Source organism: Lacrimispora sp. (genome assembly GCF_032078915.1).
GTDB lineage: Bacteria > Bacillota > Clostridia > Lachnospirales > Lachnospiraceae > Lacrimispora.
In genome coordinates this window covers 31,527-50,084 of record NZ_DAMAUN010000031.1, presented here as the reverse complement: position 1 = coordinate 50,084, position 18,558 = coordinate 31,527, and the positions used below count along the sequence as shown (strand labels likewise).

Genomic DNA, 18,558 nt, shown 5'->3' with positions numbered 1-18,558 from the left:
GCATTCCCCCCTCATATGAATTCCGCTTTCACTGACCCAAAATCCGAAAACCTTACTTCAAATTTATCTCCGGCAGCGGCTTCCGGCGCTGCTGAAAATGCACCTGATAAGATGACTTCCCCTCTCTTTAGTTTCACCCCGTAAAACCAGAGCCGGTTTGCAAGCCAGGCAACAGCTTTACATGGATCACCCAAAACTGCCCCGCCACTGCCCTCACTCACCAAAACACCATTTTTAAATAACTTCATTGTAACTTCAGGCAAATTCACTTCTTCCAGTGACAATCTGGCCGTACCTAATACATAGCAGCCGGAAGATGCATTGTCTGATATGGTGTCCGCCAATTTAATTTTCCAGTCTTTTATACGGCTGTCTACGATTTCAAAGGCGCCCGTCACATAATCCGTGGCCCTCATCACATCCTCTGCCGTAACCCCTCTTCCAAAAAGATCTTCCTTTAATACAAATGCGATCTCCGGCTCTATCTTAGGCTGAAGAAAGTCAGAGGTCTTTACTTTGCCATCCGTGCAATCCATATTTTTAAATAAATGTCCGTAGTCTGGTTCATTTACCCCCAACTGTTTTTGAATTCCCTCAGATGTGAGCCCTATCTTCTTTCCTGATATAATCCGGCCTTCCTCCACCATACGCTCTACATTGCATAGCTGAATGGCATAAGCATCGTCCACACTTAAACCCGGATCCAGTTCAGTCAGCGGAGATATGGACTCCTTTCTATTTGCAGACTCATAAAGCATATCCGCAAATAATTTTATTTTATTTTCTGCCATCGCTGCCCTCCCTTACTCTTTTAAGAAGTTATCTACCAGATCAGAAAATTCCTGCGTCCGTTCAATCTGTGTCCAATGACCGCACTTTCCAAATATATGAAGCTGTGCGTTCTCAATTAAATTCATTAATTTCAGGGAAGTTTCAACTGGAATTACCCGATCCTCTCTTCCGTGAATGATCAGTGTTTCGTTTTTGATACTGCGTATGTAGACCTCATTGGAAGCCATTCCTTCCACACCCTGTTGACGGGGAGCCGGAAACATAGCTGAAAAACTTTCCTGGAATCCCGGCTGCATACTGGATTCATAACGCATCTGCGCAAGGTCGTCGTTAACGATATTGCGGTTATAGGCAAAAATATCTAAAAGCTCTTTCATATTTTCAAAGGACGGGGTATACCCCCACACACGGTCAAGTCCGTAAGTCAACGGGAAGCTTACTCCCATACTTCCCATCAGGATCAGCTTATTGACACGTTCCGGATATTTCACTGCCATGGCAAGTGCAAGCGCCCCGCCAAATGAATTTCCAATCAGGTCGGCCTTTTCAACATGAAGTGCATCCATAAAGTCAATGGTCTGCTTCACCCAGATATCCATTCCATATACAATCCCCTCAGGGCGGTCCGTATAGCCAAAACCAACCATATCCGGTGCCAGCACCCGGTATTTGGGGGATAACAGAGGAAATACTTTATTCCAGTTCGCCCAGGCGGAGACACCCGGGCCTGATCCATGAAGCATTATGATGGTTCTTCCTGCACCAATATCATGATAATTTGTGTTATAACTCCCGGTTTTAATTGAATTTGCAATTTCTGGTCTCTGATTCATACTTCCACTCCTTTTATTATTTTATTTTTGATTCTCTATATCCCATCTCATAGGAAATGTCCTGAGCTGCTTTTTTCACTTCAATAATCACATCTTCCAAATGCTGTCCTCTCATGTTGTAATAAAGCCCTGATACGCTGACCGCATATAAAACCTGGCCATTGGAATCAAAGATAGGAGCCGCAACACATCTCAGCCCTTCCATAATTTCCTGATCATCAATCCCATAACCTTTACCTCTGATCTTTTCCAGCTCCTTTCGCAGATCCGGTAAAGTGACAATCGTACGGGAAGTCATTGATTTCATACCTTTTTGGTTCATGATACGCTTTACTTCCACTTCCGGTTTGTATGCCAGCAGAACCTTTCCAAGTCCGCTACAATGCATCGGAAGCCTGATCCCCACATCTGAAACGATTCTCAACATGCGCTTTGAATCCAGCTTATCCAGATATAACACCTCTCCGTCACTTTCTACTGCCAGTTGAACCATTTCGTCCAGTTTGGAATTTAACCGTACCAGATATTCTTTTGCAACCTTACTGATATCCCAGGATCTCTTAACGGCATTGCCCAGTTCAAACAAATGAATTCCCAGCTTGTAACCTCCGGTGAGGCTAGACTGATCTATATAGTGGTAATCCCTTAGTGTGGAGATCATACCGTGCACTGTACTTTTAGGCCAGCCCAGAATTTTGGAGATTTCAGTAAGTGACATCTCCCTGTTTTCATAGGCCAGCAGCTCAATTAACAGCAATGCTCTGCCTACAGATTGCACATGGGAGGGTTTCCCGTTTTGCTGTATACTTTCTAAAAATTCCAATGAATCACCTCACTCATAAAAATAGAATGTATTTTTGTTCATTTTGCTTCTTTTATTCACTTTTCGCATCCTTGTATTGTTTGATGTGTACATATTAACATATAATAAAAATAGAAATCAATATCATTGTTCCCATATGGAGTAAATTTGTTCCCAAATGGAGAACAAGGTGTAATAATTTAATTACTGTACAAGAAAACAGAAATGCCCCTTTCTGCGTCTGACGCAAAAAGGGGCATCTGAATTAATATTGAATGCTTACCATACAATGTCCTTCTATTTTATCTAACCGGAAGGTAATGTATTGTCCGTCTCTTACGAAAGGAACGACCGCTTCTCCCGGTACCAGTGCAACGGCTGCCGGCTGCTTATTACCTGTATATATTTTAAATTCCACACCATACAGGGGGATAACATCTTCTACCGTAAAGATATCCTCAGATCGTTTTTCTGTAATGTAATGAAGGATATGGAGAATATCCCGTTTCTCTTGTTCCTGATGATTTAAAGCTGTTGTCATAGTAGAGGGTCCATTATGACTCACTAATTGATGTTCCAGGCATAACGCAACCGCATCCTTTAGCATTAGCTTGCACCAATTGGCGGCATTTTTCCGGTACAGTTTAAAGATGGGGTGCGCAAAATAAATTACATTGCCATTTCGGATCACTTCCGGATATCCAACCTTCCCGGAAGAAGGTGCATGCTGGTGAGAGCAGAAGGTTTTTCCGGAACGGTCAAAATAAGGTTCTATTTTATCCATTAAAACCTCCCCGCCGTTTGCATCCACGTTATGCCCTCTTAAGTACATGACGTACTCTTCTTTATATAAATCTTTTCCAATGACCTGATTCGGCATCACAAATTCCCTGTAATACGGTGATTCTTCTTTCCATGTAATACCGTATATATTATCTTTGCTGTATTTGTTAAGGCAGGAATCATAAGAACCGATTACTCTACCGCCATTGGCAATATAGTTCTTCATCACTTTTTCCAGCTCTTCATTGTAATAAATACAATCCGGTAAAATAATTAACGGATAGGAATCCATTGGCGTCTTACTGTCTATAACATCAAACTGAATAGAAAGCTCCTGAAGCATTCTGACTGCTCCTATTAAAGAAGGAGAGATTCCCAGGTTATATTCTCCCTCAGGATAGAATTCTTCCGGTGTAAGGACTGCTATCTCCGAAACCGGCTTCGCCCCCCTGCAGTAAGGCTCCTTTTCCCTGACACTCTTATATACCTTTCCAATCAGGTCATAGGCCCCTTCCGATAACCGGCCTCTTGGATGAAGCTGGTCTCCGATGGAACAGCCTGCCCCCATAGCCAGCATGTTAAAGCATTCAAGCTCAAGGGCCGCCTGATTCTTTAAGGAATGGAAATCCCCCCAGTAAGTATGGAATTTTCCGGTCATCCCTATCATGTCCATTCCCAGGGTTCGCGCATATCTGCTGGTAGCAGGAAAATGGTCATAGCCCCATCCTCCGCTTGGCAGGGATTCCAATTCCAGATGGCTGTACTCCTTAAAATTATCCTTAGATGCCGGCCCTACATGGGAGCTGTTATAGAAAACAGAGGCTTCAGGAGCTCTCTCTTTAATAACTGCTGTGATTTCTGTTTTAAATTCCTCTAACATCTGCAGAGAATACTTTAATCTAACCGCTTTATTCCTGCTGTCCAGATGAAGATCCTCCATTTTCTTTTTACAATGGTCACAGCAGCAATCGACCTGAAATAAAATGTCCATAAAGAATCCGTCAATGTTTTCCGCTCCTACCACATCCATAATATCATGGAGGTGCTCTATAAAAAATTTACGATAACCGCTGTTTAAACAAATTGTATGATAAAAATGAGGCTCTTCCACATTCTGGGTATTGATATAATTCCCCTGCTCATCGACGGAAAGCCATTCCGGATGTTCCCGCATAATGCGGCCGTCCCATTGTACCGTAGTATAAACCGGCACTTTGATCCCCCTGTCATGGCAGGCCTTAATCTGGTCTATTAACAGATTATGATTGGTAAGGCCGGGATGGATGAGGTCTGCATGTTTTCTGGATGGATAATACAGCCATCCATGATGACATCTTGCAAAGCAGGTTATGGAATCCACATTGGCTTTTTCAAGTCTTTTGGCAAATTCTTCCCCATTAAAATCTGTTCCGACCTCTGGTATATATTCACTGGTGTGAAAATCCAGATGAACCTGTCTGAATCTTAAATCGTTCATTGCTTATCCTCCTGATCTGAACATTGTTTATTCTTTTACAGCCCCTGCTGCCAGTCCGCCCTCTACTTTTTCCTGGAATAACAGGTAAAGAATCAGAGGCAATGCTACCGTAATTACGATAGCTGCCATTAATGGACCGTAATCACTTCCTCTCTCACCGTTAAAATTCAGCAGCCCCAGGGATATGGGCTTCAATTTTTTATCGTTGATAAACAACAGCGGGAATAAAATATTATTCCAGGCCGATAAGAAATTAAAGATTGAAATAGTAGATAATGCAGGAATACAAAGCGGGAGTATCACCAGCCTATATACCTGGAAATACGTTGCACCGTCGATTACTGCCGCTTCCTCCAGAGAACGATTGACGCCTTTCATAAAATTAGTCATCACAAGAATACTAAAAGGAAGACTAAAGGATACGTAGATCAGAATCAGGGCCAGTATATTGTTTTTTAAGTTCAGGGCACCTATGATATAGGCAACAGGTACCAAGACCGTATGCATGGGAACCATCATTCCTACGGTAAAGAATAAAAGCAGAAACTTATTCCCCTTAAAATCGAACCTGGATAAAACATATGCCGCCATGGATGCCATGATTGCCAATATAATAACAGTAGTACCGGCCTGCAGGATACTGTTGATGAAATACCGGCTCATATTGGCTTCTTTCCAGGCTACGATATAATTGACAAACTGCGGTACCTTAGGAAGCGCAAATGGGTCTGAGAAGATTTCAAGCTTTGTTTTCACAGAGGATAATAAGGTAAAAACCATCGGCATGGCAAATACCACTGTCATTACCAGCAGATATAAGTACATGATGACTTTACCAAGCTTGCTCTTTGATTCTGTTTTTTTCATAGCGTTCCTCCCTTAATCGTGTTTACGGGACATTATAAAATTACTTCCTAATGTTCCTGCCAGGCAGGCGATCAGAATAATAATGCCTATCGCGCTTCCAAGTCCATAATGGCTGTATTTAAATGCCTCATTGTACATTAATGTTGTAGGAAGATTCGTCAGACCGTTTGGTCCTCCGCCGGTCATTGCAAATACCAGGTCAAAAACTTTCACAGAGCCGATAATATCCATCAAAATGCACATGGAAATTGTAGATTTTAACATAGGGACCGTAATCTCAAAGAACTTATGAACGGCAGTAGCTCCGTCAATAGAAGCTGCCTCATACAGCTCATCAGAAATTGTCGTAAGTCCTGCAAGGAGAATGACCATATAGTAGCCGATGCCGGCCCATATATTAACAAATACAATAGTATTCATAGCAGTAGCAGGATCCACCAGCCAGGGAACCACCCGGTCGGCCAGACCGATGCTCTTTAGCAACGCATTGAGAGAACCGGTGGGCATGAACACAAAGTACCACATCAAACCGACGGAAGTTAAGGGAAAAACCGTAGGTACAAAAAAGAGAGCTTTAAATGCCCGGTATCCTTTGCATTTGGTATTAATTGCAACCGCCGTTAATAAAGCAATGGGCGTATGGAATAATACGCTGAAGAATACCATTTTCACCATATTTTTAATGGAAAGTAAAAAGTCCGCGTTATGAAATGCATCGATATAATTTTTAAGTCCAACAAATTTAAGAGACGCACCCGAGATGCCATTCCACTCAACCAGTGAAAAGTAAAATGCCAGAATTAAAGGTACAATTTGAAATAAAAGATATACGATCAATGCCGGCAGTAAAAACAATGCTATGTACACTTTCACTTTCCTGTTTTTTAATGTTATCAATGAAATTCCTCCTTATAATGAAAAGGAATTTCATAATTCAAAATGAATTGTGAAATTCCAGATCATTTATTTTGCATTATCAATCTCAGCCTGGATTACTGCTGCCGCATCCTGGGCAGAGGCCCCTGTAAATAAGCTTACAATTGAATTTCTTGTTCTATCCTGCATGGAAGTCAAAGGATCAAAGTCGAATACGTCGACACCGATTCCTTCAGAGGTTCCTCCAATCTCTACATTCTGGATAAATAAGTCGGTACATTTTGACTTATCCAAATCCAGATCGGTTCTTGGAATTAAGAAAGCCGCTTCTTCTGCAAATCTCTTAGCTGCTTTTTTACCGGTTAACATTTTTAATAATTCAATCGTTAAGTCTAATTCTTTTCCTTCTAATTTACCGCTTACCATGTAAGGACTCAGGATCTGCATATCCTGATTTTTAAATTCAGGTTTTTCTTCAAAATAGGGGAACTTTGCAACCTTAACATGATCTGACACAGGTGTGGCTGATTTATCTGTAAATGTACTGATGTTCCAAGGTCCGGTAATCACCATTGCAGCTTCCCCCTGCTGAAATTGAGTTAAAGCAATATTATCTGTGATACCTGCGGCACTTGGATCAAAGGCACCTGCATCAATTAAATCTTTTTCAAACTGTAATGTCTTTACGACGCCCTCATCCGTCCACTTCATCTCTCTGTTTCCCAATAATTTTGCTGCTTCTGTTCCCATCCATTTGTAGAAGATCTGGTCATGTAAATGACCCGCCATATAAGTTGACTGGGCTCCCATAGCAATTGGGATAATTCCGTTTTCTTTGAACTTTGCAATTGCATCTAACAGCTGTTCCCAGGTCTCCGGGAATTTTTCAATTCCTGCTTCCTTAAAAAGCATTTCATTATAATAAACACCAATCAGGCCGGATTCCATTGGAATTGCATAGGTGCCTTCATGTCCCGGTACCTGATAATAGGAAAGGGAACCCTCCGTAAATCCGCCGCTCCATTCTTTATCTGCATCAAGATATGGCTGAAGATCTAATAATAAGCCGTTGTCGATATAGTCAGATAGATTTGCAACCCCCTGGATCCGGAAGATGTTAGCTATGGTTCCTGAAGCAATATCAGTTGTCAGGATATTATTAAATGCCGATTCATCACCCTGGGAGTCGTCAATGATGGTTACTTCTGGATGTTTACTTTTAAATTCATTAATGATATCGTTATAAATACCTACCTGAGTTGAGGTTCCTGCCATTCTTGTTAAAAGTCTGATTGTAACCTTTTCATCACCTGACTCCTTGCTTGCACTGTCTGTTTTAGACCCGCAGGCTGTCAGCATAGAAAAACTCAATATGCCTGCTAATGTCAGAGCCATTACTTTTTTTATTTTCATAAATTTGTTTCCTCCTTTTTTATTTCATATTTTCATCCTTCTTCACAATCCCATTATAGAAAAATATCACCATACAATGAATGGTCGTTTTATAGTTTTTATGTATATTTTACATATCACTTTGTCAAATCTACCGTTTAATAGTCCAATTACACAAATTCAATATGGACACAACCGATAAAATGTACTAATATTACTGTTATATTTAAGTCTTCCATGAAATCAAAACACGCTTTGCATACAGAAGGGAAACCATATGAAGGCTCAAAAAATAACTTCTATTAATTCGAGATTTTTCCGGTCTATGTTTCGGACGCTGCTGTTATTCATTATAATATTATTGATCAGTACTTCTGTCGTATTTTATAAACATACTCTGGCATTAGAGACTAATTCTGCTGTCCGGCAGCTGGATTATATTTCCAACCAGCTGGATTATTATCTCGCATCTGTTAATAATTATTCCAAAACCATTATAACGGATAAAAGTGTACAGGCCATTGTATCTAAATTCAATAACAATAACAAGGAGTTTAATGCCATCGACCAGATGAATTTAAAAACCGAGATCAATCATATCATCCAGTCTACGCCCTTTATTCATTCTGTCAGTATCTACTCACCGGAACATGCGCTGATTGCTACCACGGAAATATATCCCTATCCGTTAAATCTTCGGAATACTTCTGCCTCAGACCGGAAAATCTGGATACCAGAGATAAAATACTCCAATAAGGAGCGTGATATGGAGATACATGTCTTGTCTCTCATGATGCCGTTTTACAGCAGCTCCACAGGTACCATGCTTGGGTATGTGGAAATCGCCATTCCCGAAAGTACTATTTCCGATATCTATAAGGATAATGCAAGCAGCTTCAGCAGGCTTTTTATTGTAGGCCCGGATGGCAATGTACAAAGCTCAGATGGCTCCATTCCATTAATGAGGCGCTATGAGAATGTAAAGAAGCTTAACTACATCAACAGGAGCAATTACAAACTGACTAAGAACACGATTATATTTTCTGAACATTTCCCTGAGCTGGACTGGTATCTCGTCAACGAAATCAATCTGCTCTATTTTTTGCAGCCAACCTTTACCACCCTGGGAATATCCATTATTATGGCCCTGCTTTGTATTATTGCCTGTCTTAATGTCTCCCGTAAAGTATCCCGTACAATTACCTCTCCGATCTACCAGCTCATCTCTCATACCCAGCGGGTAAAGGAGGGCGAATGGATTCCAGTCAATGAATCCTATCATGATAGTGATATCGGTCTACTGTTCGAGGAATTCAACAGCATGATTATTGCTCAGAAAAAGTTAAAGAATGATTTACTGAATTCAGAAAAAATGAAGAATAAAATATCCCTGGACCTGCTTCAGCAGCAGGTAAATCCGCATTTTTTATATAATACTCTGGACAATATCTGTTCTCTTGCAGAAATAGATGAAAAGGAGACTCTCATTGACCTGGTCATGAATCTTTCTGCGTTTTACCGTCAGGGTCTAAGCAACGGTCATACCCACATTACGGTTAAGGAGGAACTGGCGGTAACCGAAGCCTATCTAAGAATCATGAAGGTAAGATACTATAACCGGTTTGACTTTCATATCACCTGTGATCCCAGAATATCAGGCTATCCCTGCCTCAAGCTCTTATTGCAGCCCATCGTGGAAAACAGTATCTATCACGGAATCAAAGAGCTGAATGGAAAGGGACAATTAGATATTCTTGTAACGGAAGCTTCCGATTCCATTTTGTTCACCATCCGGGATAACGGAATCGGAATCCGGGAAGAGGATTATGAAAGCATATGGATTACAGGTAATACTCATTTTGGTATCAAAAATATTCACCAGAGAATCCAGCTCTATTACGGCAGTGAATATGGGCTTACCATTGCCAATCACCCTAAGGGCGGCTGTATCTCTACCATAACCATTGGAAAAAAGGAGGTGTCCACTGATGCCACTTAATATTATAATTGCAGATGACGAGTACTTTATCAGACAACGAATTATCAAAATCATTCCACGGGAAGAACTGGCCATTCATTTTATAGAGGAAGCCGAAAACGGAATAGAAGTTCTTGAGTTATTAAGACAGCATCCGGTTGACCTTATCCTGCTGGATATTAAAATGCCCCGTATGAATGGAATTGAAGTGGCGGAATCTGTATACCGTAATTACCCTTCCACCAAAATCATTTTATTATCTGGTTATAATGACTTTGAATATGCACGTTCCGCGATGCGGTTCGGAGTCATGGATTATTTATTAAAGCCTGTAGATGCTTCTACCTTAACCGCTGTTTTAAAGGATACCAAAGAAAAAATAGAATTGTTAAAAAAACAACAGAAACAAATTCAAAAGTATTACCACTTTGAAAAATGCACGTTCCTATCCAATGTACTAAATGGCGGTCAGAGCATTGAGGAGTTAACTGCCAGATATCCAGAGGTATCCGCTTATGATTACACCCTTTATTTAGGTGCTTTTATCTATGAAGAAAATGAAGATTTTATATCAGAGCTGGTAGCTGAGATCCGCTGTCATGGACTGGACTGTGAATATTTTAAGGAACTGGATTATGCCTATACCATACAATTTTTCCTTCATAAGAAAGAGGAACGGCAGCAGTTAAAAGAAGTTTTAGAAAACGATATACAAGAATGCCGTTCCTACACATTTTTAGCGCTGGGAGACTGTATCCCATTGACAGGATCCTGGCTGCCTGATTATAAAAAAAATCTTTACGCCCTTAACCACCGATATTTTAATCCTGAATCAAAGCTTATCCTGACAGAAGAACTTACCTGGGAAAATAGAACCGCTGATTTATCCAAGGTAAGACAAACGATCCTATATTATTTAAACAGCAAGGATCCAAAGGGGCTGGAAGCTTACATTCAAAGCCTGTTTCAGCCGGTGGAAGAAACGTACGATGTGAAATACCTATACTTAATCGTCACAGAATTTTTTACCACTTATCATATCCATTATGGCGGCCAGGTAGAATTCAGCCACAATCCGGCTGAATCTGCCTCCCAGATCATTGATGAAGAATATCGGCTGAGCCAGGTGAAAAGTACCATTCTTGCATATGGGCGGTTATGCATGACTGAAAATGAAACCATCCCTTCCGATCTCTCCTTAAGCAAGAAAATCATTGCATATATTAAAGAACATTATTCCGATCCGGAATTAACCGTAACCCGGCTCGCGAACTTATTTCAATTGAATCCTTCCTATATGGGCAGTGTCTTTAAAAAAGTAAATAATGAATCCCTGCTTCAGTATATCACCATGATACGCATGGAAGCATCTAAGAAATTATTGGAATCCAATCAATATAAAATATCGGACATAGCGGAGTTGGTAGGATATACAGATGCTTTTTATTACAGCAAACGTTTTAAAAAAATGTTTGGATATTCTCCGAAGGATCATTTACTGCGTAAAAAGTAAAATACAGGATCAGAATAAAAATTGGACTAAGCAAGGCCAGATCCATTTGGCTTTTTGCTTAGTCCAATTATCTTTTATTTACGCTTCCAGCTTCTTCTTTAATAGATTTTTCCCGGATATCCCTGGTTCTGTCATATGTACCGGATCTAATATATGGTCCAGTTCTTCTTCACATATAAGTTTCTCCTGCAGAATCAGGGTTCTTACGGGTTTGCCGCTTAACATGGCTTTCTTAGCAATATCTGCCGCCTTTTGGTACCCTACATGGGGGCAGATCGCTGTGATGATCCCCACACTGTTATCTACCAGGAAACGGCATCTTGCTTCGTTAGCCGTAATGCCAGATACACAGTTATCTACAAATGTTTGTACGGCATAACCAAGAGTGTCAATGGACTGGAACATGCAATAAAAAATGATAGGTTCAAATGCGTTTAATTCCAATTGTCCGGCTTCCACGGCCATGGTGATGGTCACATCATTCCCAATGATATTAAATGCAACCTGGTTCACAACTTCAGGAATCACCGGATTCACTTTTCCAGGCATGATGGATGAACCATTTTGCTTAGCAGGAAGGTTGATTTCATGAAAACCTGTTCTTGGGCCGGAAGACATCAGGCGAAGGTCATTGGCAATTTTGGACAATGTCACGGCGCAGGCCTTGACAGCACCTGATACGGCAACAAAAGAGTCGAGATTTTGTGTTGCATCTATTAAATCTGCAGCCTGCACTAATTCCATATTTGAAACCTTCGCTAAATTAGGCACAATACGTTTCAAATAATTTACATCAGCATTGATTCCTGTCCCTATGGCTGTTCCGCCCATATTCAAAGTACACATTTCTTCCATGGCTTTGTCCATGCGGCGGAGGTCACGCATAATTGCTGTTGAATAAGCCTTAAATTCCTGACCTAACCGAATGGGGACTGCATCCTGCATCTGGGTGCGTCCCATCTTCAGGACATGGTCAAATTCGTCAGCTTTTTCACAAAATGCCTGATGCAGCCGGAGAAGTTCTATTTTCAGTTTTTTAAGTAGCCTTAAAGAAGTCATCTTTCCGGCACTGGGAACGACATCATTGGTGGACTGTCCACAGTTTACATGATCATTCGGATTCACAATGGAATAATCACCTTTTTGTCCTCCAAGAAGCTCAATTGCACGGTTAGCTATCACTTCGTTGGCATTCATATTCAGCGAAGTTCCTGCTCCGCCCTGAATCGGATCAACGATGAAGTCTTTGCGGAATTGTCCGGCCAGAATTTCATCACATGCCTGAATAATCGCTTCTGCGATCTTTCTGTCCAGAAGACCTATCTCAAGGTTCGTTATAGCTGCTGCTTTCTTTATGTAAGCAAGGCTGTTAATGATTTCAGGGTGAATGTTGAGACCGGTAATATGAAAATTTTCTGCCGCACGCATTGATTGTACGCCGTAATACACATTACCCGGCACATCCTTCATTCCTATGGAATCCTTTTCGACTCTATAATATATGTTATTTATGCTATCCAATGACTGATCCTCCGTAATCGGTAAAATACCGTTTTGTATTGTATTTATTATAAAATTTATTTATAATATAATCAAATACGTATATTTCTATAATTAGTATAATTATAAAGTTATAGCATGAAACGGAGGAGGTTTCCAATGTTTAAGGGGATGGATTATGTCTACATGGTATACAAAGAACAAAGTTTTTCCAAAGCAGCAAAAAAGCTGTTTATTTCGCAGCCTTCGCTGAGCGCAACAATAAAAAGAATCGAGCTTAAAATTGGATATCCGATTTTTGATAGAAGTACAAAGCCTTTGACTCTAACGGAATGCGGGAAAAAATACATTAAATCCGTGGAGGAAATACTCTTTATTGAAAGTGAGTTTTACAATTTTGTAAATGACTGGGGAGAATTAAAAATAGGAGAGCTGATTCTAGGTGGAAGCAGCCTTTTTTCTTCATGGGTGCTGCCCCCCTTAATGGGCGAATTTACAAAACGTTTTCCAATGGTTAAGATAGAGTTGATTGAAGAGAGCACAGCGGAGCTGGCATCGTATCTTCAGAACGGCAGAATTGATTTGATGATTGACAATTGTTCTCTGGACAAAGTGATATTTGATAACAGTATTTACAAGGAAGAACATTTGCTTCTGGCTGTACCGAAAACCTTTGAAATTAACCGAAAAGCAGAGCAGTACCAGGTTCCGGTACAGATGATTCTTGACGGCTCTTTTTTAGAAGAAAAAATGAAGCCAGTGCCGCTGAAGCTATTTGAAAAGGAACCATTTATAATGCTGAAGCCTGAGAACGATACAAGGAAGCGCGCGATGGAAATTATCCAGGATCATGGCATTACTCCAAATATTGTATTTGAGCTTGACCAGCAGCTTACCTCTTACAATATAACTTGTTCGGGAATGGGAATATCCTTTATCAGCGACACACTGATTGCACAGGTTCTCTCACATCCAAATGTTATTTATTATAAGATCGAAAGTGAAATTTGCCATCGGAACTTATATTTTTATTGGAAAACGGGAAGACGTTTCACCCGGGCAATGGAGGAGTTCTTAAAGATTGCGGGGAGCAGTCATAAAATGGAGGAAAAGGCTTAATTATTTGAGTTTTTTCATATTTTAAACAACAAAAAACCTTGTACTCCATATCAGAGTACAAGGTTTTTCTCATCATGCCGGCGACCGGAATCGAACCGGTACGGGAGGTAAGTCCCGCAGGATTTTAAGTCCTGTGCGTCTGCCAGTTCCGCCACGCCGGCATTCTCATATACCGCTTTTATTCCATATAACGGTACAGACTGGGTGGAGAAGGATTCGAACCTTCGAAGTCGTCGACAACAGATTTACAGTCTGCCCCCTTTGGCCGCTCGGGAACCCACCCATGCTCTTTTACTAAGCAAGCGAGTGTTATTTTATCACAGGGACATTAAAAAATCAAGGTTTTTTTTAGAAAAATAAAATTTCTAATCCCGTACAGCCACCAGCAAAACAGAGCTTGTTCCCGGCATGGAGACAAGCACCTGGCCGTCCTTCACCTCATAAGGAATTTTACCTACATTATACCCGTTTTCATAGGTCAGCATGTACCGGGACATGGTTTCCCCATCCTCCATTCCCAACTGCCATACAGGGATCCCGATCTGCCGTTCTTCCGGAAGATTGTTGACCGCCACGGCGCATATGCTGTCCTTTAAGAAACGCCCATAGGAGATAAGGTGTCTCCCGGCCAGAAGCTGCTTTAAGGACCCAAGGCGCAATGCAGGTATGCTGTGATGAAGCCCGGTCATATACCGGTGAAACTCGATCAGTTCTAAATCTTCTCTGCCCCAGGGATAGGTTCTCCGGTTATCCGGATCCGTCCAGCCGCAGACACCGGCCTCGTCTCCGTAATAAATCGTAGGGGCGCCGGGCCAGGTCATCTGAATCATAACCGCTTCCTTAAAGATTCCATTGTTGATGCCCTGAGAGGCTGCTTCCGGACCCAGAGTGGAAGTCCGCCCCACCCGGCCGTTGGTTCTGGTCATAAAGCGGGAATGGTCATGATTTGACAGCTCATTCATGGCTACCTGAATGGAACCTGTCATCATGCGGCTCATATGGTAATTCATGGACTTAAAAAAACTTTCTCCATCCCCAAACAGACTGGGGTTTCTTTCATCGCTGTGCTTTTCCATGCCCGTCAAAAACCAGGTCACCGGCTCCATGAATGCATCATAGTTCATGACCGTATCCCACTGGTCCCCCTGGAGCCAGCTGGACGGGTCCCCGTAATGCTCCGCAAGCACAATAGCCTCCGGATTGGCTTCCTTTACCGCCTTGCGGAAATCTCCCCAGAACTTATGGTTGTATTCGCTGCTGTGTCCCAAATCTGCCGCAACATCAAGCCGCCATCCATCTACATTGTAGGGTGGCGAAACCCACTTTCTGGCGATCTGCAGGATATACTCATACAACGTCCGGGAGTCCTCATAATTAAGCTTTGGAAGGGTTGAATGCCCCCACCAGCCGTCGTAGGAACCATTATAAGGCCAGGCTTCTTCATCGTAAAATTTAAAAAACGACCGGTATGGACTGTCCTTTGACACATAGGCTCCCGGCTCGTACGTTCCGGACATCTCATAGATCCGTTCTCCATCCAGCCATTTATTAAAAGAACCGCAATGATTAAATACCCCATCCAGGATGACCCTCATCCCACGTTTGTGCACCTCTTTAACAAACCGGGCAAAAAATTCATTGCTGGCTTCTAAATTCTCCTTATCTGTCGTACGGATCATGTATTTTTCAGCAAGCCGGTTATCCACTGCATCGTCCGCTACCGGCTGCCCTCCATCCTTAACGATCAAGCCGTAATGAGGATCAATGTAATCATAATCCTGACAGTCATACTTATGATTGGATGGTGATACAAAAATGGGATTAAAATATATTACATCAACGCCAAGACTCTTTAAATAGTCCAGCTTATTCCACACCCCCTGTAAATCGCCGCCGTAAAAATATCCCACATCCATCTGGTTGGGATATTTCCCCCAGTCCTGTACCTTGGATACCGGATGGCCAATATATACATACTCTCCGTCTGCCACATCATTGGTTACGTCACCGTTGCAGAACCGGTCCACGTAAATCTGATACATGACGGCTCCTTTGGCCCAGTCAGGGGTGGAAAAGCCTGGGACAATGCGAAAGCAAAACCCTTCCGGATTATCCCCGGAAACACCCAGCCGGTTATAGTAGCAGACTTCTCTATCTTTAATCACCTTAAAGCTGTAGCTGATCTTCTGCTGTCCTGCCGTCAATCTATGTTTATAATAATCGAACTGCCCGTCAGACTCCGCCTTTTCCATGGCCGTCTCTCCGCTTAACCCCTCCTGGATATAACAGACCTGGTCCACATTGTCCTTTGCCGTCCGGAAAATCAGAATCACATCATCTCCCACACAGGGCTCTGCCGGGAATCGGAAACTTTCTGTCTCATCAGTAAATAATGCATCTCTATTTAACGCCTCAGCCTGGAAGCACATATGATTTTCATTTCCTTTCTCGTCATCTATACATTCTATTTTATCCGATTGAATCAAAATATACAACCCTGCCTTTTTAAGTAAAAAGCATAAAAAACGGCCAGCGGGGCAGCTGACCGTTTTTCGGAGAAGGTATTTCGTTTCTTATGGGGTGTAGCAAAAACTATATAATGTATTGGGGGGGTTTACGATTATTACTATATCACGACTGAGAAAATAAGTGTGCACAAACATCATTTTTTTACCTTTGATTTTTTATGCATTTTTCCTTTCGTCCAGCACTGAACACAAAAAAGCACAGATTCCGGGGTGGAAACTTAGATATTTTCCCGGACTCTGCGCTTTTATCTCATTTAAGTCTGCAGAAGGTACTTAGCCCTCCGCTACTGCAGAAAACAAATTTTCGAATTCCTTCTGGCCGATCTTTTCTTTTTCCATGAGCAGCTTACAGCAGGCGTGGAGTACCTCTTCATGTTTCAAGATAATGTCCTTTGCCTTTTCATAGCACTCATCAATGATCCGCTTTACCTCATTATCAATGGTATTGGCCACCTGGCCGCCATAGCTCTTGGCATGGGCCAGATCACGGCCGATAAAGACTTCATCGCCCTCATTGCCATAATTGATCATACCCACTTTATCAGACATTCCGTACTGGGTCACCATGGCCCGGGCCGTAGCTGTGGCCTGCTTGATATCCTGGGAAGCTCCGGTGGTGATATCGCCGAAAATGAGCTCCTCTGCGATCCTTCCGCCTAAATCCACCATGATATCCTGGAGCATCTTGCCCCTGGTATTGAACATATGATCATTTTCCGGTAATGGCATGGTATATCCGGCAGCACCGACTCCCGTAGGAATGATGGAAATGGTATGCACCGGTCCCTCATCAGGAAGCAGATGGAATAAAATCGCATGGCCTGCTTCGTGGTAAGCCGTAATCCTTTTTTCCTTTTCGGTTATTACCTTGCTCTTTTTCTCGGCTCCGATTCCAACCTTTACAAAAGCTCTGTCTACATCAGCCTGGTTGATAAATTTCTTGTTGTGTTTGGCCGCATAGATAGCGGCTTCATTCATAAGGTTCTCCAGATCCGCACCGGTAAATCCCGCAGTCGTCTGGGCGATCCTCCTTAAATCCACATCTTCTCCCAAAGGTTTTTCCTTGGAATGAACCTTTAAGATTTCTTCTCTTCCTTTTACATCAGGCCTTCCGACCCCTACCTTACGGTCAAAGCGTCCGGGACGCAGAATTGCCGGGTCCAGGATATCCACACGGTTTGTCGCAGCCATAACGATGATCCCTTCATTGATCCCGAAGCCATCCATCTCCACCAGAAGCTGGTTTAAGGTCTGCTCTCTTTCGTCGTGTCCGCCGCCCATACCGGTACCTCTGCGGCGGGCTACCGCATCGATCTCATCGATGAATATTATACAGGGGGCATGCTTTTTCCCTTCTTCAAACAGGTCTCTCACGCGGGAAGCGCCGACACCTACAAACATTTCCACGAAATCGGAACCGGAAATGGAGAAAAACGGTACCCCGGCTTCTCCTGCCACTGCCTTGGCAAGGAGGGTCTTTCCTGTTCCGGGTGGTCCTACAAGGAGGATTCCCTTGGGGATCCGGGCCCCTACACTGGTATACTTCTGAGGATTCTTTAGGAAATCAACGACTTCTTCCAGCTCCTCCTTTTCCTCTTCAAGTCCTGCTACCTTGCTGAAGTTCACCTTGTTGGCGTCCTTTGCAAGATGAGCCCGGCTTCTTCCAAAATTCATCATTTTGGCATTAGCGCTTCCTGCCCCTGCCCTGGCATTCATCAACATGAACAGAAAAACCAAAACTACCGCCGTTAAGATTAACGGAAGCGTAATCGTCAGGAATAAATTTTCCTTTTGTACCGCATCCACTGTATAGGTAATCCCATTGCGGTCCAAACGATCCTGTATCTCAATGACATTGGACACATTGGCCTGTTTTGTTGAGTTGTCAGTCATGGTCATCTCGATCCTTCCCGTTGGGGGCGGATCGTTCTGCCTGATGGTTGCCGAGACTATGGTCCCATTATCAATTGCCTGCATCAGCTCCTGGTTGGTAATAATTCCGCTCTTTTGGGGCAGCCTACTGGCAAAGAAAAGCATGATGACCAGAAGGAGCAGAAAGCCCAAGCCTCTGAATGGTTGCTGTTGTTTCAACATGCTG

General features: G+C 42.4%; 13 protein-coding genes and 2 tRNA genes. 3 read left to right on the top strand and 12 right to left on the bottom strand.

Annotation, left to right across the window (positions count from 1 at the left end; all coding sequences use genetic code 11):
- Positions 1-11 precede the first annotated feature (11 nt).
- The 7 genes from RT269_RS13750 to RT269_RS13720 form a co-directional block, all read right to left on the bottom strand.
- Positions 12-791: a 2-keto-4-pentenoate hydratase gene (locus RT269_RS13750; protein ID WP_313183390.1), complete on the bottom strand. Its 780-nt coding sequence runs from the start codon at positions 789-791 to the stop codon at positions 12-14.
- Between the two features lie 12 nt (positions 792-803).
- Positions 804-1,625, bottom strand: coding sequence for an alpha/beta fold hydrolase (locus RT269_RS13745; RefSeq protein ID WP_313183388.1), 822 nt, complete (start codon positions 1,623-1,625; stop codon positions 804-806).
- Positions 1,626-1,641: 16 nt separating this feature from the next.
- Entirely contained in the window at positions 1,642-2,448 is an 807-nt protein-coding gene (locus RT269_RS13740; RefSeq protein ID WP_313183387.1) for an IclR family transcriptional regulator, read from the bottom strand.
- 244 nt (positions 2,449-2,692) lie between these two features.
- Positions 2,693-4,687, bottom strand: coding sequence for an alpha-amylase family protein (locus tag RT269_RS13735; protein WP_313183385.1), 1,995 nt, complete (start codon positions 4,685-4,687; stop codon positions 2,693-2,695).
- A gap of 27 nt (positions 4,688-4,714) precedes the next feature.
- Positions 4,715-5,554, bottom strand: a complete 840-nt coding sequence (locus RT269_RS13730; protein ID WP_313183383.1) for a carbohydrate ABC transporter permease — start codon at positions 5,552-5,554, stop codon at positions 4,715-4,717.
- Positions 5,555-5,566: 12 nt separating this feature from the next.
- Positions 5,567-6,451: a carbohydrate ABC transporter permease gene (locus tag RT269_RS13725; protein WP_313183382.1), complete on the bottom strand. Its 885-nt coding sequence runs from the start codon at positions 6,449-6,451 to the stop codon at positions 5,567-5,569.
- 66 nt (positions 6,452-6,517) lie between these two features.
- Positions 6,518-7,843: an ABC transporter substrate-binding protein gene (locus tag RT269_RS13720; RefSeq protein ID WP_313183381.1), complete on the bottom strand. Its 1,326-nt coding sequence runs from the start codon at positions 7,841-7,843 to the stop codon at positions 6,518-6,520.
- Between the two features lie 256 nt (positions 7,844-8,099).
- On the opposite strand from RT269_RS13720, the gene RT269_RS13715 reads away from it, so the two are divergent.
- Positions 8,100-9,821: a sensor histidine kinase gene (locus tag RT269_RS13715; protein ID WP_313183380.1), complete on the top strand. Its 1,722-nt coding sequence runs from the start codon at positions 8,100-8,102 to the stop codon at positions 9,819-9,821.
- Positions 9,811-11,313, top strand: coding sequence for a response regulator transcription factor (locus RT269_RS13710; protein WP_313183379.1), 1,503 nt, complete (start codon positions 9,811-9,813; stop codon positions 11,311-11,313). Before RT269_RS13715 ends, RT269_RS13710 begins: the two co-directional genes overlap by 11 nt.
- Before the next feature lie 78 nt (positions 11,314-11,391).
- On the opposite strand, the gene RT269_RS13705 is transcribed toward RT269_RS13710, so the two are convergent.
- Positions 11,392-12,825 carry an aspartate ammonia-lyase gene (locus RT269_RS13705; RefSeq protein ID WP_442913819.1) on the bottom strand — a complete coding sequence of 478 codons (1,434 nt, stop codon included), beginning with the start codon at positions 12,823-12,825 and terminating at the stop codon, positions 11,392-11,394.
- 147 nt (positions 12,826-12,972) lie between these two features.
- Between RT269_RS13705 and RT269_RS13700 the strand changes: the two genes are divergently transcribed.
- On the top strand, positions 12,973-13,932 hold the full coding sequence (locus RT269_RS13700) for a LysR family transcriptional regulator (protein WP_313183377.1): 960 nt from the start codon (positions 12,973-12,975) through the stop codon (positions 13,930-13,932).
- A 75-nt stretch (positions 13,933-14,007) separates the two neighbouring features.
- Here RT269_RS13700 and RT269_RS13695 read toward each other — a convergent pair.
- The 4 genes from RT269_RS13695 to ftsH all read right to left on the bottom strand — a co-directional run bounded on the left by RT269_RS13695 (position 14,008) and on the right by ftsH (position 18,551).
- Positions 14,008-14,093: transfer RNA gene (locus RT269_RS13695), tRNA-Leu, on the bottom strand.
- A 40-nt stretch (positions 14,094-14,133) separates the two neighbouring features.
- Positions 14,134-14,215, bottom strand: a tRNA-Tyr gene (locus tag RT269_RS13690).
- An 82-nt stretch (positions 14,216-14,297) separates the two neighbouring features.
- Entirely contained in the window at positions 14,298-16,361 is a 2,064-nt protein-coding gene (locus RT269_RS13685; protein ID WP_313183408.1) for a glycoside hydrolase family 13 protein, read from the bottom strand.
- 372 nt (positions 16,362-16,733) lie between these two features.
- Positions 16,734-18,551, bottom strand: a complete 1,818-nt coding sequence (gene ftsH / locus RT269_RS13680; RefSeq protein ID WP_313183407.1) for an ATP-dependent zinc metalloprotease FtsH — start codon at positions 18,549-18,551, stop codon at positions 16,734-16,736.
- Positions 18,552-18,558: the final 7 nt, after the last annotated feature.